Here is a 16,577-nt window from a genome sequence, read left to right as displayed (position 1 = left end):
TTTCACGCGGCGGTGGCTTTCTCTCGAAAACCTGTGATCGTGATAAGGTTGGCAGCCTGAAGCTCTCCAAATATGGTGGCCTCACCGCCTGCTGCGTCCACCTGAGCGGACGCGAGCGTGATTTGCTCATCGATGTACGCAAGGTTCTCTGGGCCGATCATCGCAAATGGACACTCAGGACATACGGACGGACCGGCGGTTGAAAAGTCCGGACCGATATCGTTCTCGTCGTAACCGGCAACCTTTCGGCATGCAGCTTTGATGCAGCCTTGTTTGTTGTTTGGGCAGGTACAGGTGACCCAGCTCTTGGGCGACAGAATGTGCTGACCTTTTCGCAACTGGCGGACTAACGCTCTTCCTGCAACCTCAGAAACAACATCGACTTTCAACGATCGGAGTCGCTTGACCAGATTGTTCAATCGCTTGCCCATAGGGCCGGTGTAGGTAGTACGGCCAGTTACGATATCGCGGGCAATATCAACTTGGAAATTGCTGACTTCCTGGAGCCAAATTTTCGAATTATCGGGATCAAGGGTGACGTAGTCGTTGGTCATCTGTGAATCGAAATGCCGCAACTGATGGGCAAGCGTGGAAAGCTTTCCTTTGTACCGATAGTGGAAAAGGACTGCAAAGAACCGGCGGAACTGACGGGTAAGCCAGCTCCAGCTTCGAGTTTCCCCCGTGTCGTGATGAACATACTCCACAGCACCTACCGAATCTGCGAAAGCGTTCAGATGTTCTTCAGGTGCCAGAGTGACATTGCGCTTGAGAACGGGATCGACATAGTCGAACAACAGCCCAGCTGGATTGCCCTCGCCGCTGCCCGACAACTGCCTGAGAATCTTCACCGCTTTCGCAACAAGATTAGGTACGGGTATCCAAGTACGTTCGCGTTCGGTCTTCTCAATGTAGACCTTCATCCACCAGCCATCGCTGTCGTTCCCGGCGACGCAATCACGCTCAAGCATCTTGATCTCTTCGGTTCTCCTCGCGGTGAACGTGGCAATTAAGATGTAGCAAGCTACGCTAATCGCGTTTATATACCGCCGCACAGCTTCCGCTCGTTTGCGTGCGTGAACCCCTGACCGAATTAGGGCTAGTATGTCGTGATAGCTTGCGATTACATGATCGCTATGCTCGATGAGATAGCGCGTGGAGTTCTCCATTAGACGGAGAGCAAGTTCTGGCGGCGGAATTGGCGTTCGAGTGGCCGCTTTACCCAGTTCCGTCGCACGCTTCGATGGCCCTTCCGGGAAAGGCCGGAACGAAATGCACGTACATTCCATAACGTGACGCAGCGCGAAGAGCGCATCGAATATCCTTGTTACTTTGGCAATCTGGTTAGCGTTAACGGGCTCTTCTTTGAGGTCAGCGACTGAAGAATACTGATTTCCGTTCAGTCTCTGCGTTGCGGCGTACGCTTCAGACCTGAGTTCACGCACATTCCAATTCAACGGCAGATAAAGAACGTTCCCCACTGCCATGACGTCAAACGCCTTTCCTTTCATCAGGTTTTCCGGCACCTCCTCCCACGATTTGAATTCAGCGAGCATAGCTTTCATGCGTCTTGACGCCGAGGTCAGGCCGTCGATTCCAAAGGCCGCTTCCTCGCAGATCAAGTCTATGTCGACGGAGCGAAGAGAGGCGAATGACGCGAAACCTCTTGCGGTCAGTCCGTAGCACAGCCGTAGCATGTACTCGCAATACCACTTGTGATTGATCGCATCCCTGATGTCCGAATACGTGCTCGCGCGTATCCAGAAACTGAACTCCTTCGCGGTTCGATAGAGATCATCGTGCTGTAGCAGCGAACGTCCATCAGCCATGCGAACATCAAAGTCCACAGTTTCTGCTTTGCCTGATCCGATTGTATCGATGATGGTCCACTTCGAGAACTCGTAGCCATCCAACCAGTCACGCCTGCGTGATGTTGGATCGATGCCTTGGCCCCTTTTAAGCGGACGCGCGCTCAACGCGACGGGCATTAGAGTGGTCTCCTTGGCTCGAAATTTGGGGAGTTAATCAACGCTTGCGAGATAGCTGTGGCATCGCGCCAAACCGGTCCAAAGGACTGACGCATTTTCACTTCAACGGCATCGAGGAAGCACAGCCATGGGAGCCAGAGCATTTCCCAACGTTCTGGCTGGTCACGCACCCAGTCCCCCTCAACGATCCGAAGGGAGTGTTGCCAAATTTGGAGAATGGCGATTTCGTTCTTTTCTGCGATGACAATCAATTGGGGACAATCGTCCCAACAGTCCAAGGACTTGCATGTACTCCCCTCGTTCCCGGGCCTGCCATTTCGGTCTTTGCAGAACGTGCCCAGGCCAGTTTTCATCAAGCCTTCAATCCGCTCGCCCAAGCTGTCATGGTCGACGCCCAAGAACGAGTGAGCCTCTGCTATATTTCTGATAACGACCGTTTCTAGTGAGTGCTGAAAATGCCGGACCTCAGCGTCTCGCAAGAAGCGTGTCGGGTATCTGTAAATGTAGCCTTCGTGGACCGTTCTGCCGTGCTGCCCGATGGCCTGCGAAAGACCGACACGTCGATCCGATTCCAAGGCTGCCTTCAACAAGATCGACGGCCGCAACATCCTTGGAGAGAGATTAAGGTTGGCTAGTTCTGGTATCGAGGCGATGAGCGATTTAAAGTTGGCACGAAAGCTAAAGTCCTCGATCAGCTTGAATGCTTCACCGTGACTTTTGGCGATAAATAAAAAGCGCTTCGTTTCGCGATCGAGGTTCGGAATTTTGCTAACCGCTTCCTGGACCCACCTCATCGCGCGAAGCGCGTCACATCGGTCCTGCATTACAGCGAAGATGGGCTTGCCCCGAGCCCGAGCCTTGAAACCCGTGACTTTGCTATGATGAGGTTCCTCCGTGACCTCAATACACTCAAAAAAGAGAGTTCGACCGACGGAAACATTACTGCCTGATTCCAGCAGATACAGCGTTAGTACGGCGGAGACAGCCTCCTGAGATGGCGTCAGATACGATTGGAGCGTTCGCGAACCTCCGTATTGATATGCGCGTCTCCTGAAGAAATTTGTTGTCGGTCGCCAGTCGACTTTATCCGCAGGATAGACGTAATTGTAGCGCGTCGCGACGATCTTTAGCAGGTTCGCGAGGCCCTGATCCGTTCGGTCGCCGTCTGGGAAGGCTTCATTCAGTAGTTGGACGTAACCTGGTCCTCTTGGAGGGATTGCTAGCAGTGTGTCGAAAACGTCGCCAGGATCAACCCCAATCTCAAGTAGCTGCTGACCTCGTTTCCAAACCTGGATCGCATTGTCCACAACACTGACGGCGGCGCGTTTGATCAGGTCCAAACGGCGGTTAAGAATCCGCAGAATGAGAGTCGCGGGGTTATCAATCGCTGTGTACGGCTCATTCTCCAACTCCTTTCTCAGAATTTCGTTGAACGCGCTTTGTTCACCTCGCTCCAACTCGATTTGCCTTAGCTCAGAAGCTTGCTTGAGCATTGAGGTTGCGAAAATCAGATAGTCGTCGACACTGGCTTTTCTGGGTTCAAGCGATGTGCCCTCCTTCGCCTCTACGATGGTTGGAATATGGGACGACCCGCGCCTCCCTACTGTTTTAAGCCGAAGTGAAAGGTTTGGCAGCAATCCATCGGCGCTCATGTGACGGATCGCGACGTTCGTCATCGATACCCGCGTCCTACAATAGGCCGGGTCCAAATATCTCTCCGAGAGGTGACTAGCGTATTCTATAACAGCGCGGTCAAAATCACGTTCGATCAGCTTGACCGATGTTCCGCTTGAAAGGCCGTTGAAAATCGTTTGGCAAGCAGGAGACTGATTGCTCGCAATGTAATCGAGTAGTTCCATCAGCGCTGATAGGTGCCCTGATGCCCTATCTTTGCGTCCTTTCCCGAATATCTTAAGAAACCGGATTTTGAGTCGGAGAACATATTCTCTGGGCCACCCCTTCCTAAGAAGGTCATGAAACTCCAGGACCCGTCCGCCCACCAAGATCACGAGCGGGTCTCGCTCACAATTCTCCCTAATCAATGCTTCGGCCGCTTTGATTTCCTCCGAATACGGAGGGCGGCGTAGTACACTGATCGTTATACCAGTGGCGGCTGAGAGCGCTTTTCGATTGATCGTCAGCTTGTCATTAAGAAGCGGAGGATGCTGCGCTAGCAGAGTCCGCAGCTCCAACAATTTAGAATCTACACCCCGCCCCTTATATCCGGTGGCAGTAACCTCTTCGTCTAACTCGGCTAAAAGCTCACCAAGGCGTGGATAGCGCCCAGCGGCGGAAGAAAGCTTTGGTATTCCGAACTGGTCCCCCACCACCTGCCGGTTTATTCTGCCATCCCGCACTTCCAGCTGCCCGCAATTCAGCTTTTCACGAAGCCAAGCACGAAATGCTGGGATTTTTCCCTCTACCTCTGACTCCCGGCCGCCGAGAGCGTCCTCGTAGTCATGGAACATTGCCAGATAGTGCGTCATTGCGCTTTTTGTGAAACCGAGTTTCTCTGCAACGCGTGCCCGGCTTATTTTCCCACCACGTACCCGCTCAACTGTTCCGCTCACTATTTGTTCGTTCAGCACATCAGCTACAGCTCGGTAGCTTGAGCCCACTGCATAGAATTGATGTTTCAGCAGCGACGGAAAATTCACCGCAACATAGTGAGCCGCACCGGTCAAACTTTCAATCGGACCAATAGTCTCGTAGTTTTCTGTAGTTTGAGCCGAACTTGCTGGATGTACCGGTTCAAGAACCGCTTCGTAATCTGAGAAGATGCCGCTACTAGAGCGCTTTGATACTGTCGCACGGTGAAGTCCAACCGAACTAGCTACCCTCAATCGGCTTATCTTGGCGCGGGACTTCGGCTTACGGGGCACCGATCCTTTCAACAAGCTCTCGTTGAGGAAGGAAACGATTCTCGCACTGCTGGTGCCTGGTGCGTAGAATTGATGGCGGACAAGCGACGGGAAACGGGAAACTACCTCCGCTTGGATGTCACTCAATGGGGCGCTTCTATCAACAGGCGCGTCCAAAGTATCGTCAGCGGCACCGATGTACATCGGAGACAGAACGCGATGGCCATCGTCGGCTGGGCCCGTTTTTTTGACCTCTATTCTAACAGTCGCGAGTACAGCCTTCGCCTCATCAAAACTTTCCACCGAGGAGAGGTGACTGGCTTCCAACGCCCCCTCGTCGTGCACAGTATCTTCACACAAAGTATGAACCCTCCGGTGAGCGATGCTTCCGGAGTAGGTTTCATTTATTTACAATTGGTTTTCATAGACACGTCGCTCGGAGACGGTTGATCGAGCCAACCAGTCAGGGACTATTCCGTTAGCGAACACTAATATATGAATACGGTTTGCAAAGGGTTACTTTTTTCTATCCTCCGCGCCGACCTCAGACAGCAACAGGCGCATCAATCGAGGCGTGCGGATCATATCCCGTCACTTCGAAATCTTCGATCTTATATTGATCGATCGATTCAGGACGCCTTGCCAAACGAAGTTTGGGAAAAGGTCGCGGCTCACGAGCGAGGATAGTGTGAGCGTACTCAAGGTGATTTAGGTAGAGGTGAACATCACCGCCAACCCAAATCAATTGGCCAGGTGTCATATCGACCTGCTGCGCGACCATATGCAATAGAGCGGCTTCCTGGGCGATATTGAAGGGATTCCCCAGCGCAATATCGCAGGACCTCTGTCCAACCATCAGCGATAGCTTTCCCCGAGTACCCTCACCCACTGATCCATCGCCCGAACTACTATCCGAAAGTTCACTGGCGTAGAATTGATATGTCATGTGGCAAGGATTCAAAGCCATTTGATCTAGCTCTCCCACATTCCAAGCGTGAAAGAGCATACGGCGACTTGCTGGGTTTGTTTTTAACGTATGGATCAGCGTGGCTATCTGGTCGTGCTCCTTGCCGGTTGAATCGACCCACTTTCTCCATTGTTTTCCGTAAACCGGCCCAAGATCGCCCCAAGTCGCTGCGAAACCATCGTCCGAAAGAATTTTACTCTCGAATGCGTCTTGCGAGATCATGTCGCCGGTCGACTTCCTGTATTTGTCCAACGGCCAGTCGGTCCAAATGCGTACGTTTTCCTTCAGAAGCGACTGAATGTTCGTCTGACCAGTCAGGAACCAAAGCATCTCCTTGACCGCTGTCTTCCAGAAAACTCGTTTTGTTGTGTAGACAGGAAATGTTGCATCCGAGAGATCGAACCGCATCATCGCGCCGAACATCGACAGCGTGCCGACGCCGGTACGATCGATGCGTCGATCACCGTTGTCGAGCAGATGCTGAATGAGGTCGAGGTACTGATATTCGGGATGGCGGCGCATTTCTTCTACCCGTGGAAGACATTGTGATATCGGCGAGGCAAATACGGCTCAAACCGGCGGCAGCTTATCAGATTGCAGATGGTACCGGTACCGGTTCAAAAACCCGCTTTATCCTTCTAAACCAGCTAGTTAGTACAAAAGGTATGAAACCTATGCAGGAAAAGTCCTTCACGCCCAGGAAGATGTCGCCGGAGCGCTGATACAGCTGGCAGGAGAGCTTGCCGTCCGCCACATAGAACTGGAACAGGCAATGGCAGGGCGGCAGCGCCATCTCGTCGACAAGCGCCGGGTTCCAGGCCGACACGATGTGCCGACGGGAATTCGGGTTGGTTTTCAGGCTCTCGATCAGCCCGGCGATCTGGTCGATGTGGCCGCCGGCGGGCGTCGGCCAGGATCGCCACTGATATCCGTAGACGGGTCCGAGTTCGCCCCTTTCATCCGCCCACTCGTCCCAGATGCTGACGCCGTTCTCCTTCAGATAGGCGATATTGGTCTCGCCCTTCAGGAACCATAGAAGTTCGTGGATGATCGAACGCAGATGCAGCTTCTTGGTCGTCAGCGCCGGAAAACCTTCCGAGAGATCGAAGCGCATCTGATAGCCGAAGACGGAACGCGTGCCGGTGCCCGTCCGGTCTCCGCGGTCGGTTCCGTTGCTCATCACATGGTCGAGAAGCTCGAGATACTGCCGCATGGTCCTTCGCACCGCCGATTCGTTCTTGTCCTGAAAATAGGACGAAGCGACCGGCGAACCAATGGCGCGGCGACGTTTTCCCGCAATTTGGCTATCTATCGCATGTGGCGCCAGGCGTAGGCCGGGGAACACCCGGTAGCCTTGGACGTTGGGAGGACCACTGCAATCGGATCTTTCGCTTGATAGCCACAGCTCAGCTCGTCTTCGTCTTCGGCACGTTGAAGAAAGGCTTTCCGCTGCATAGGCGCGGCCTGTCCCATGCCACCTGCCTTGGGCTTTATCGCACCGCCACGAACTACCCGATGCTTGTCGCTGGACCCTGGTTCGCCCCGATGATGTTCTATGAACCGGGCAGCGGGTTGCATGTCAGCGGGGAGCTCTACCAGGTCGATCCCGCTACGCTCGAGCGTCTCGATCGCATGGAGTCGATCGGTGAGCCGGGCAATTTTCGACGCAGTATTCGTGTCGTGCCGCTGCGGCCGGGCCGCAGCTGCGAGGCGCCTATTTCAAGGCAAGGATCCTGGCCGTTCCCGTCCACACCGGATATCTGCGATCTTACAAGGACAGGCGCTTCGTCCCGCCCTGGCACCGCCTGTAATATCGATGGATGAAGCGCAGGCCTTTCCCGACAGGCCGCCTATTTCGCAGGACGCCGGTTGCCGGCATGGTCCTGGTATTGTTCTGTCTTCGTGGCGTTCTGGTCCAGGCCCCTGGCTTCAGAGTTCTGTGCCTTGTCGCGGTTGGACAGAACGTCGTTTTCGCCGAGCATCCCCTCTTTCACGTTGGTTCGTGCGCCGCTGCCGGAGCCCTTTCCGTTATCCGGTTTTCCCATGTTCTTGCGACTGGCATTAGCCATGGCCATCTCCTTTCGCAGTATTTCGAATTGAACGAACTCAGGCGTCTATCGGCCGGCGTCCTTGTGATGCCTGCTTTCCTGATTTTCCCCTCGCCGGATGCTGCGATCATTCTCCTCGCGCGCATCGGCATGCGCCGTGTCGAGCTTCTGCCCCTTGCGCTCGGCCTTGCGGAGCGCATCGGAGCGTTTGAGCTCTGCTTCGGCTTTGAAGTCCTTGCCGGCATTCGATGTCTTCTCGCGGCCTTGAATTATGCGTTGCTGCTGTTCGTGTGTCTTCCTGCCGACCATGATCGGATCTCCTGATTGCTCATTTGTTCGTTCGACCCCGGTGGCCGGGGTCCGCGCCGCCCTGGGGCGTCGGGTCGTTCGCCACATCGCCTTCGATCGTGTTGTCTCGCTTGAGGCTTTCGTGATCCGACGGTCGGCGAATGCCTCTGGACTGACCGATTCCAGGATCCTGTTTGAGGTCCTTGTCGCTCGGCCGTTGTGTTTTCGGGTGTTTGGAAGATGTCATCGGAGTGCCCTTCCGTTCCTGCCGATCCTGCCGCGCCAGCGGTGTTCTGGCCGGTCTCCGTTGTTAACCGGGGCCGGCAGCGAATGTTCCGAGAATGCCGCGGCCTCGCGGAATTGAAGCAAGCGCGGAAACATTCCCGTCCAGTTGCGGCAGCTTCTGAAGAGAACGTAGAGCTGAGAAGAGTGAAGACGGGCGAGATCGGTCTGACGCCTCGACAAAACACTGCCGGCGACGAATGCCTCACTCGGGAAGATCATGGAAAAGCCGACAGCGTCGGCGCCTTTTTTCGCTTCTTCCACCCCTTTTCTTGGGCACCGGAAAGACCTATATGACAAGAGCCGTCTTCGGGCGGCTATGGCAATAAACGGGCGATGCAATAAACCCATTGGACCCGGGGGCGGTACCCGGCGCCTCCACCAAAAACCGGTCGGTTGACCGGCTTTTGATGGGGGCGAAATAGGATCGACAAGGGCGTAAAGATCGACTTTTTGCTCGGCATTGTACCACCGTTATCGGGCTAAACTTATAGTTGCAAACGACAACTATGCTGAAGCACGTCTCGCTGCCTAACGGCGGTGCGGCACTTCAAATCAAGTCCTTCCGGGTAGCACCGTAAGGCGGGGTCCGAAGGCACCTGGCAACAGAAGCCTTCACCTTCTCCCCCGTGCTGAAATGGTCTATAGATGCCTCGGTAATTGACTCGTCCGATTGGACGGGCAATGAGACGAGACATTGGCGAGGGGCAAGCGTCTCAACGCCGGCAGCCCGAATAGGGCCTTGAATTGCTGTATGAAACGCGATTTCGATCCGAGCCATCATGCGGTAAAGTGAGTTTGAAGAAAGACGGGGATCACATGGGCCAGGACCACATCCGCTACGACATTCTAGCGCAGGACGCGCTTCGCGGCGTCATCCGCAAGGTCCTGACGGAAGTTGCCGCTACCGGTCATTTGCCTGGTGACCACCATTTCTTCATCACCTTCCTGACCGGGGCTCCCGGCGTGCGCCTGTCGCAGCATCTCAAGGCGAAGTACCCGGAACAGATGACGATCGTCGTCCAGCATCAGTTCTGGGACCTGAAGGTCTCCGAGACCGGTTTCGAAATCGGCCTCTCCTTCTCCGACACGCCGGAGAAGCTGGTGATTCCCTTTAATGCTGTCCGCGGTTTCTACGATCCATCCGTGAATTTCGAGCTCGAGTTCGATGTAGCGGCCGGCGAGGAAGACGAATCGGAGTCGGCAGAGATCACCGCCTATCCGGTCAGCGAAGCCGACGAGACGCTTTCGCAGAAAAGCCCGGAAAAGCCGGGCGACGGCCCGAAGGGCGGCGGCGGCTCGGTCGTCTCGCTCGATTCTTTCCGCAAGAAGAACTGACCCTGGAGCGTGGTCATGACCGGCGACGTCGTCAACCTGCGTCAATTCCGCAAGCGTCAGGCCCGAACCGAGCGGGAGAAGCAGGCCGAACAGAACCGGATCTCCTTCGGCCGAACGAAAACGGAAAAGTCCCTGACAACGGCCTTGAACGAAAAGGCAACGAAGGCGCTTGACCACGGCCGATTGGAGGGGGCACGGCCCGGAATCCCAGACCGGTCTGCCGAGGACGGGGAAGAGGCCTGAGCCCCCCGCCGGCGGAAATGCGATTCCCACACAAGGACTTGAGAGCGATTCCGGAATCGGATTGCCAACGCGCTGAATCGATTTGTGAGGCCAGGGAATGATCGCCAAGCATTCGGCGACGCTGCACGGACACCGCACCAGTTTCACGCTTGAGGAGCCGTTTTGGCAGGAGTTGAAGTCGATCGCCAAACGCCGCGGCATGCCGCTGGCGCGATTGATCGCGGAAATCGACGACGGACGAAGCCCCGAGGGAAACCTGTCTTCCGCATTACGGCTTTACGTGCTTGCCTGGGTCAAGGCTCAGGCAAAAGCCGCGGACTCCCTTTGAGCGCCAGCAACTACTGCATGTTTCCTTAAAGCGGAGCCGATTCAAGGATAAAAACATGCAGATTTCAAAGTACTACAGCGACCTTTGCGCGTCTGATAAGACGCACGGCGCTGCAGGCGATTTCTCGTCCTACCGCACGGTGATGTCGGGCAGCATGTCGAAGTTCAGCCCCTGCCCCGCTGGCGGGCCCGCGTTCTGCCCGGGAGGCGGCGGTGCGTTTCGCTGAACATCCTGCACCGGCGGCCCTTGAGGCTGCGTAGCGCGCGGCGGAAGCTGCAGCAAGCGCTGGCGCTCCTCCTCGGCCGCCCGGCGCCCGGCGGCTGCCCGCGCCATGGCCTCGGCCCTCATCCGCGCCGCTTCCACCGCCGCGGCCTGGCGCCGGCGTTCTTCGATTATCGTCCGCCGCCGCTGGAGCTCGCGCTCGACAGCTCGCGCCTTGTAAAGCGCGACTTCTCGGCGCAGGCGCTGTTTTTCAAGTACGTTCGCCTGCAGCGTTTCCACCCGACGGCGCTCGCGTTCGTAAGCACGAAGCGACAGGAAATTGGCAAGGTCTGTAACGTCCACGCTGACACCCGGCGCCGCAAGGAGCCCCGCATAACCGAAACGCACGCGCGGTTCAGCCCCGGCAAGAGCCTCTTCGCCGGGCCGGAAGGTAAGATCGATCGCGCCGCTCATGCGTTCGGCCGGAAGGTCGAAGGAGACTTCTCCGGAGAAGGCAGCGTTGCCGTCCGCCGCCGTCACGTTCTGCGCTCTGACCGTTCCGCCCGCGATGCTGAAGGGCACCTTGACCGCACCGACGACCGATTGCCCGCTGAAGAGGACTTCTCCAGCAGCTTTGCGGACGGCATCCGCCGAAATCTCCGTTTTCATTGCATCGGCCGCCGCCATCAGCTGCGGCAGCGCCGCCGTGTTGATGCCGTTGAGGGTCACGCCATTGAAGGTCGCCGTTCCCGAACCGCTGATCGAACTTGCCATTGCCTTCGGCGTGCCACCGGAGGCTTCCATCGCGACGGAAAGGTCGAAACGACCGGTCGCCACGGGCCCGTTCTGCCGCGCCCATCCGGCCGCAGCCAGATCGCCGCCCTTCAGGTCGAACCGCGAGCGAAGGAAACCCGAGCCGTTTGCGTTGCCGACCTGCAGCCGCCCCGCGAGCTTGCCACCCAACCAATCTCCCGCCGCGTCGGTCAAGGAAAGCTCGTCGCCCTTCCATTCGAGCTTTCCGCTGAAGCCGGTAACGTCTCCATAGAGGCCAGGCCAAAAGCGCTTTGCCGTGACGTCGAGCGCGACATCGAGGCCCGTCCAGGCCGGTTGTGCCACCGGAGCCATCGACAATCCGCCGGCCGTAGTGTCATAGACCTGTCCGACTATCCCCTCGCCCAGCCAGCCGAGATCGATCGTATCGAGCGCCAGTTCGCCTCGTGCCATGGCCCGAGCCTTGCGGTCGATCGTCAGAGCCCCTGCAAATCCATTCTGATCGGCCCTGCCTTCGATGGCCGAGAAAGCGATCTTCTCCGGATCGGCAGTGATGTCTGCCGACAGCTTCACCGGCAGGCCGCTGCCCATCTGCGGCAATGCAATGCCTTGGAGCAACAGGTAGGGCTCGAAATCCTCCGTCTGCAACGTCAGCTTGCCCTGCCCTTCGAGATAATGATCGCGCGAAAGATCGACGGTACCCTTGGCGGCGATCTGCGTCTTCTCGGTCGTGAAGGTCAGCGAACCATTCGCCTGGGAACCCTCCGTGCTCTGCAGCTTGACGGCGAGAATACCGTTGGCATCCGCGTCGAACGGCAGCGGGTCGAGTCCGGCTTGGCCGAGAAGAACGGGGGTCTGCGGATTCTCAAGCGTTGCTTCCAGCAGGATGCCTTTGCCGGCAAGGGCCTGGGCAACGTCCGGCGCCTGGTAGCTGGCGGCTATCTTGCCGCCATTGGCGGTGCCGATCACCCCGAAGGTAAAGGGCGCGTTCCCCTCGTTGCTGCCCGCCGTCAACGTCATGTCGAGGGCCGCGCCGGAATAGTAGGGCCCGGCCTTGATCAGCCGCGCCAAGGCCGGGTGGGCGATCGTGTGTCGTCCGACGAGTGCCAGGAATGGCGTCAATTCTTCTGCGGCGAGCTTCATCTTCGCCGAAATCACAGGCTTCTCGAAGCCGCCGCTCATGCGACCGGAAAAAGCGAGCTGGGCGCCCGAAAGATCACCGATTGCCACCCGCTCGGCCTGCAGCTGGCCGTTCTTGACCGTCAGGACCGCCTGCACGTCCTGCGCCTTCTCGCCGAAGGCGGAGAACGTCTCGGCGGAAAGTTCGGCGGCGATGGCGTGGTTGAGCAAGGTTGCGGTCGAAGCATCTCCGGCGACGAGACCGGCCAGCGCCTGCAGCGCCTCCAGATCGATGCGGTTGCCCCTGAGCTGCAGCGACAGCGAGGGCTGCTGCTCGGCAAAGGATTGGCGCTCCAGCCTTCCCTTGAGCGTCGCCGGGCCGGCCGCCACTTCGAGCTTTTCGAATTGCTGCAGTGTGTCGGTAAGATTGACCGTCGCGGCAAAGCCCGCCGTCTTCAGCTTGCGGATGGCGGGATCGACCGAGCCGGCCAGCCAGTTGGCGAGCCCCGATGGTTGGTTGGAGGCTACGACGATGTCGCCGCGAAAGGCGCGCTGTCCCTTGAGGTTCAGCCGCCCCTTGGCTTCGAGCTGCGTGCGGCCGGGCAAGAGCGCAACCGCGTTGTCGACGATCCAGCCGGCGCCGTCGGGTCTGACATCGAGACGTATGTCCCGCACGGTGGTGTCGCCGATCACGATCGCGGGAAGTTTCAGGCTTGCACGGCCCGGCACCTGCGGTATGGGAATATCCGCCGCAATCGCCATCATCGTTTCCACCCGCTGCCGCAGGGAAACTGCCGGGTCGCGACCGGTCTTGCCGCCCCGGCCGGAATTGCCGATGCGGCTGACGTCGATCTGCTGCCCGTCGGCGATCAACAGGAATTTCTGCTCCTTGCCGGTGTCGAGCGTTGCCTCGCCGGTGACGATATAGGGGTCGTCCGGCGGACCGACCTCGAAGTGATATTCGGGCACACGGATGCTTTCATTGGTGAGTTGGAACTCGCCATTGATGCGCAGCGCGCCACCGGCCCTGACCTCGTCGGTCGGCCGATTTTCCGTCAGCGTGAACCGACCCGCATAGACCGGTTTGAAATCGACGACCTTGAGTTCACCGTCGAGCTCGACGCCGAAGGGTCGCTCGTCCGGCGTCAGCCGCGCCCGAAGGCTTAGCGCTCCCTCCTCGTCTACCGCATTGCTCATCAAGGAGAAGCTGCCCGCCTCACCATCGAGCGCCGCGCGGCCCTCGACCTTCCAAGGCCCCGCCAGCGAACGCGCCGAGACATCGGCCGAAAGGTCACTGACGCGGCGCGATCGCCCGGTCTGCTCGTCGACGAATTCGATCTCGCCGTCGGCGATCTCGACATTTTCCAGCACCACGGTGTTGGCCGGGATCACCGCGCTGGGGCCGCGCGCCCAATCGAGCGTGCCGTCCGGCTGTAGCCTAAGTCTCGCCTTCGGCCGGTCGAGGCGCATGTCGAAGATCAGCGCCTCGCCGCTCAAAAAGGGTGCGAGCTCGGCACTCATCGAGAACTGGGCGACCTGGATCAACGGCTCGCCGCCGTCTTCGGCCCCGACGCGCACGTCGTTGAGCGTCACCGTCGGGAAGGGAATGAGCCGCGCATCGACGCTTCCGTGCACGACCACGGGCTTGCCCATTATGCGGCTCGCCTCACGCTCGAAATCGGTGCGGAAATCGGTCCAGTTTATGAACAATGGTGCGATCAGCGCCACGAAGAGCGCGACAACCAACAGGCCGCCGATGATTACGAAGATTCGCGCCAGCACCGTGTCACATTCCCATCTGTTCCGTTCGCGCCCCTCTTGCGAGTTTCATCCGATGCGCCGGGATCACGTGAAAATCTTGCCTGGGTTGAAGATGTTGTCCGGGTCGAGCGAATGCTTGATCTGCCGCATCAGATCGACCGCCCCCCCGAGCTCGGCCTCCAGGAACGGCATCTTGCCCTGTCCGATGCCGTGCTCTCCCGTACAAGTACCATCCATCGACAGTGCCCGGCCATTCAGCCGTTCGACGAAGGCCTCGACCCGCGCCACATCGGCAGGATCCTTGTCGTCGAACAGCACGCCGACGTGGAAATTGCCGTCGCCCGCATGGCCGACGATCGGCGCGATCAACCCATGCGCAGCAATATCCTCGTGTGTCGCCGCGACGCAGTCGGCGAGACGCGAAATCGGCACGCAGACATCGGTCGCCAGGATGGCGGCCCCGGGCTTGAGGCTCTTCTGCGCCCAGTAGGCATTGTGCCGGGCCCTCCAGAGGCGCGCCCGCTCTTCCGGATTAATGGTCCAGACAAACCCTGTAGAACCGAATTCCGACGCTATTTCGGCGAACTGGCGCGACTGCAGCTCGACGCTCCCGGCGCTGCCGTGAAATTCGACGAAGAGCGTCGGCGTTTCGGTATAGTTCAGTCCGGAATAAGCGTTGCAGGCCTGCATTTGCACTGCGTCGAGGAGCTCGATGCGGGCAACGGGTATGCCGGACTGGATCGTCAGGATAACCGCGTTGCAGGCGTCCGCGATCGTCGGGAACGGGCAGACGCCGCCCGATATCACCTCCGGGATGCCTTGCAGGCGCAGGGTGATCGAGGTGATGATGCCGAGGGTTCCTTCCGCCCCGACGAACAGCCGCGTCAGATCATAGCCGGCCGAGGACTTGCGGGCTCGCTGCGCGGTTCTGATCTCTCGCCCGCCGGCAACGACCGCAGTGACCGCAAGCACGTTCTCCTTCATGGTGCCGTAGCGCACCGCATTGGTGCCGGAGGCGCGCGTCGAGGCCATCCCGCCGATCGAAGCGTTCGCGCCCGGATCGATCGGGAAGAAGAGGCCCGTGTCGCGCAGATAGATGTTCAATTCCTCACGCGTGACGCCTGGCTCGACCGTGCAGTCAAGGTCCTCGGCATTGACCGAAAGAACACGGTTCATCCGCGTCAGATCGACCGATATCCCGCCATAAGGCGCATTGACATGGCCTTCGAGCGACGAGCCGGCGCCGAAGGCGATGAGCGGCACGCGATGGGCCGAGGCGACCTCGATGATCTCGCGTACTTCAGCAGCACTTTCGGGAAAGACGACCGCGTCCGGGAGCTGCGCCGGGATGTAGGTCGTCGTGTTGGCGTGCTGGGCCCGGATTGCCTCTCCGGTCTGGAACCGATCGCCGAACCGTCCGCCGAGGAGTGTCTTGGCCGCAGCGATCCCACTCTCGTTTCTCGATCCCGCCTTGATCGCTTTCAACGCCACGGCATGTCCCTTCCCATGCGACGTGCCCTGACAACGCAGATCGTCGCAACGTTATGAACGCCCACACAATCTATCCTCAATTCGATGCCGAATTAAGGAATTATGCGGTCGAGCGAATGCGGAAAGCCTCCCGCCGTACTTCCTGGCCAGCGACGAGTGATCGCGACGACCCGGTCAGCCGAGCGCCGATGGCGAAGCGCTTTCATTTCAAGGCGCTACTGTGCAAATCGGAATCGGTTTGTCCAGAAGTTACGTCATTCCATGCGGTTCGCGCACATCAAATCATCCGGGCTGATACCGGCTTGTCACAGCCTCCGCAGCTCTCGCGCAGGGCGGGCAATGGAGGCCGGCCATCCGCCTACAATGCAGCTTTTGTTTGCGTGCCCTTCGGGTATCATGTCTGGAAACGGGGGGAACGTCTGATGTTCGGCCTGCTCGCTTTGCTCACGGCATCCGTCTTCTTCGGGGCCGCCATCTATATCAACGTTGCAGAACAGCCCGCGCGGCTTCGTCTCGACCACCGCGCCTTGCTGGCGGAGTGGGGACCGGCCTATCGCCGCGGCTTCGAGATGCAGGCCTCCCTCGCGATCATATCCGGCCTCCTCGGCGCGGCCGCCTGGTGGCAGAGCGGCAATCCGCTGTGGGGCCTGGGGGCGGCCGTGATCATCCTGAACTGGCCCTATACGCTCATGCTGATCATGCCGATCAACAATCGGCTGGAAACAACGCCGCCCGACCAGGCGAGCGAGGAGACTCGCGAGCTCATCATGCGCTGGGGCAAGCTCCACGCCGGGCGCAGCGCCCTTGGCGCCGTCGCGGCGGTGATCTACCTGATTGCCGCTTTCGACGGAATGCCCGGCTGAGGTCAGGTCGTCGCCGCAGGAGCCGCCTCGC

The 16,577-nt window shown here is 58.6% G+C and carries 14 protein-coding genes, 1 other RNA gene and 1 pseudogene; 6 read left to right on the top strand and 10 right to left on the bottom strand.

Annotated elements, in window-relative coordinates:
- Positions 1-2 precede the first annotated feature (2 nt).
- From AU381_RS17305 to AU381_RS17285, 4 genes and pseudogenes are all read right to left on the bottom strand, one after another.
- Positions 3-1,985, bottom strand: a complete 1,983-nt coding sequence (locus tag AU381_RS17305) for a hypothetical protein (protein ID WP_064242971.1) — start codon at positions 1,983-1,985, stop codon at positions 3-5.
- Entirely contained in the window at positions 1,985-5,173 is a 3,189-nt protein-coding gene (locus tag AU381_RS17300; RefSeq protein WP_156528622.1) for a hypothetical protein, read from the bottom strand. Before AU381_RS17300 ends, AU381_RS17305 begins: the two co-directional genes overlap by 1 nt.
- A gap of 217 nt (positions 5,174-5,390) precedes the next feature.
- Positions 5,391-6,335 carry a thymidylate synthase gene (gene thyA, locus AU381_RS17290; protein WP_064242968.1) on the bottom strand — a complete coding sequence of 315 codons (945 nt, stop codon included), beginning with the start codon at positions 6,333-6,335 and terminating at the stop codon, positions 5,391-5,393.
- A gap of 169 nt (positions 6,336-6,504) precedes the next feature.
- Positions 6,505-7,026 (bottom strand): annotated as a pseudogene (locus AU381_RS17285) (thymidylate synthase); the annotation flags it as partial.
- Positions 7,027-7,205: 179 nt separating this feature from the next.
- Here AU381_RS17285 and AU381_RS17280 point away from each other — a divergent pair.
- Positions 7,206-7,637: a gamma-glutamylcyclotransferase family protein gene (locus tag AU381_RS17280; protein ID WP_244520083.1), complete on the top strand. Its 432-nt coding sequence runs from the start codon at positions 7,206-7,208 to the stop codon at positions 7,635-7,637.
- A gap of 26 nt (positions 7,638-7,663) precedes the next feature.
- Here the strand turns inward: AU381_RS17280 and AU381_RS17275 are convergent, their stop codons facing one another.
- Genes AU381_RS17275 through AU381_RS29795 form a run of 4 tightly spaced genes read right to left on the bottom strand, consistent with a single transcriptional unit; the run spans position 7,664 to position 8,695 of the window.
- Positions 7,664-7,882, bottom strand: a complete 219-nt coding sequence (locus tag AU381_RS17275; RefSeq protein WP_064242967.1) for a hypothetical protein — start codon at positions 7,880-7,882, stop codon at positions 7,664-7,666.
- A gap of 45 nt (positions 7,883-7,927) precedes the next feature.
- Positions 7,928-8,170, bottom strand: coding sequence for a hypothetical protein (locus tag AU381_RS17270; protein WP_064242966.1), 243 nt, complete (start codon positions 8,168-8,170; stop codon positions 7,928-7,930).
- Positions 8,171-8,189: 19 nt separating this feature from the next.
- Positions 8,190-8,396: a hypothetical protein gene (locus tag AU381_RS30760; RefSeq protein ID WP_082910106.1), complete on the bottom strand. Its 207-nt coding sequence runs from the start codon at positions 8,394-8,396 to the stop codon at positions 8,190-8,192.
- The gene (locus AU381_RS29795; RefSeq protein ID WP_064242965.1) at positions 8,393-8,695 is read right to left on the bottom strand and encodes a hypothetical protein; all 303 of its coding nucleotides are present in this window, start codon (positions 8,693-8,695) and stop codon (positions 8,393-8,395) included. Before AU381_RS29795 ends, AU381_RS30760 begins: the two co-directional genes overlap by 4 nt.
- Between AU381_RS29795 and ssrA the strand changes: the two genes are divergently transcribed.
- The 4 genes from ssrA (at position 8,695) to AU381_RS17245 (ending at position 10,340) form a co-directional block, all read left to right on the top strand.
- Positions 8,695-9,051: a transfer-messenger RNA gene (gene ssrA / locus AU381_RS17260) on the top strand. The genes AU381_RS29795 and ssrA overlap by 1 nt on opposite strands.
- A 199-nt stretch (positions 9,052-9,250) precedes the next feature.
- Positions 9,251-9,769, top strand: coding sequence for an SspB family protein (locus AU381_RS17255; RefSeq protein ID WP_064242964.1), 519 nt, complete (start codon positions 9,251-9,253; stop codon positions 9,767-9,769).
- Between the two features lie 15 nt (positions 9,770-9,784).
- Positions 9,785-10,012 (top strand): DUF4169 family protein, encoded by a 228-nt coding sequence (locus AU381_RS17250; protein ID WP_064242963.1) that lies wholly within the window; start codon positions 9,785-9,787, stop codon positions 10,010-10,012.
- 97 nt (positions 10,013-10,109) lie between these two features.
- The gene (locus AU381_RS17245) at positions 10,110-10,340 is read left to right on the top strand and encodes a ribbon-helix-helix domain-containing protein (RefSeq protein ID WP_064242962.1); all 231 of its coding nucleotides are present in this window, start codon (positions 10,110-10,112) and stop codon (positions 10,338-10,340) included.
- Positions 10,341-10,469: 129 nt separating this feature from the next.
- Here the strand turns inward: AU381_RS17245 and AU381_RS17240 are convergent, their stop codons facing one another.
- Together AU381_RS17240 and AU381_RS17235 are read right to left on the bottom strand one after the other, a co-directional pair.
- Positions 10,470-14,213: an AsmA family protein gene (locus tag AU381_RS17240; RefSeq protein ID WP_064242961.1), complete on the bottom strand. Its 3,744-nt coding sequence runs from the start codon at positions 14,211-14,213 to the stop codon at positions 10,470-10,472.
- Positions 14,214-14,276: 63 nt separating this feature from the next.
- Positions 14,277-15,683 (bottom strand): FAD-binding oxidoreductase, encoded by a 1,407-nt coding sequence (locus AU381_RS17235; RefSeq protein ID WP_064242960.1) that lies wholly within the window; start codon positions 15,681-15,683, stop codon positions 14,277-14,279.
- A gap of 422 nt (positions 15,684-16,105) precedes the next feature.
- On the opposite strand from AU381_RS17235, the gene AU381_RS17230 reads away from it, so the two are divergent.
- Positions 16,106-16,546, top strand: coding sequence for an anthrone oxygenase family protein (locus tag AU381_RS17230; protein WP_064242959.1), 441 nt, complete (start codon positions 16,106-16,108; stop codon positions 16,544-16,546).
- Positions 16,547-16,577 lie beyond the last annotated feature (31 nt).

The sequence above is a fragment of the Sinorhizobium glycinis genome, assembly GCF_001651865.1.
Lineage (GTDB): Bacteria > Pseudomonadota > Alphaproteobacteria > Rhizobiales > Rhizobiaceae > Sinorhizobium > Sinorhizobium glycinis.
The sequence above is the reverse complement of the archived record's forward strand: the minus strand, read 5'-3'. Positions and strand labels throughout refer to the sequence as shown.

What these genes read in the sequence shown, in the direction of transcription:
- AU381_RS17255 (WP_064242964.1), top strand. Translation starts at nt 9,251, where the DNA reads ATGGGCCAGGACCACATCCGCTACGACATTCTAGCGCAGGACGCGCTT.
- AU381_RS17305 (WP_064242971.1), bottom strand. Translation starts at nt 1,985, where the DNA reads ATGCCCGTCGCGTTGAGCGCGCGTCCGCTTAAAAGGGGCCAAGGCATC.
- AU381_RS17270 (WP_064242966.1), bottom strand. Translation starts at nt 8,170, where the DNA reads ATGGTCGGCAGGAAGACACACGAACAGCAGCAACGCATAATTCAAGGC.
- AU381_RS30760 (WP_082910106.1), bottom strand. Translation starts at nt 8,396, where the DNA reads ATGACATCTTCCAAACACCCGAAAACACAACGGCCGAGCGACAAGGAC.
- AU381_RS17250 (WP_064242963.1), top strand. Translation starts at nt 9,785, where the DNA reads ATGACCGGCGACGTCGTCAACCTGCGTCAATTCCGCAAGCGTCAGGCC.
- AU381_RS17230 (WP_064242959.1), top strand. Translation starts at nt 16,106, where the DNA reads ATGTTCGGCCTGCTCGCTTTGCTCACGGCATCCGTCTTCTTCGGGGCC.
- AU381_RS17275 (WP_064242967.1), bottom strand. Translation starts at nt 7,882, where the DNA reads ATGGCTAATGCCAGTCGCAAGAACATGGGAAAACCGGATAACGGAAAG.
- thyA (WP_064242968.1), bottom strand. Translation starts at nt 6,335, where the DNA reads ATGCGCCGCCATCCCGAATATCAGTACCTCGACCTCATTCAGCATCTG.
- AU381_RS17245 (WP_064242962.1), top strand. Translation starts at nt 10,110, where the DNA reads ATGATCGCCAAGCATTCGGCGACGCTGCACGGACACCGCACCAGTTTC.